This window comes from Psychroflexus longus (genome assembly GCF_020164595.1).
GTDB lineage: Bacteria > Bacteroidota > Bacteroidia > Flavobacteriales > Flavobacteriaceae > Psychroflexus > Psychroflexus longus.
The window spans coordinates 1-281 of record NZ_JAIQZE010000036.1 but is presented as its reverse complement, the minus strand read 5'-3'; the positions used below and the strand labels follow the sequence as shown (position 1 = coordinate 281).

General features: G+C 64.8%; 1 protein-coding gene. It reads left to right on the top strand.

Annotated elements, in window-relative coordinates:
- Positions 1-281, top strand: a 281-nt coding sequence (locus tag LB452_RS13470) for a carbon starvation CstA family protein (protein ID WP_322966428.1), incomplete at both ends; no start/stop codon positions are given.

The following is a 281-nucleotide window of genomic DNA, read 5'->3' as shown; positions in this document are numbered from 1 at the left end:
CGACCGTCGCACTGTGGGGCTACTTCCTGTACCAGGGCGTGGTCGATCCGCTGGGCGGCATCAACACGCTGTGGCCGCTCTTTGGCATCTCCAACCAGATGCTGGCCGCGATTGCGCTGACGCTCGGCACCTGCGTGCTGGTCAAGATGAAACGCGACCGCTACGTGTGGGTGACGCTGCTGCCGACCCTCTGGCTGCTGCTCTGCACGCTCACCGCCGGCTGGCAGAAGCTGTTCGATCCGGACCCGAAGATCGGCTTCCTGGCGCACGCCAACAAGTAC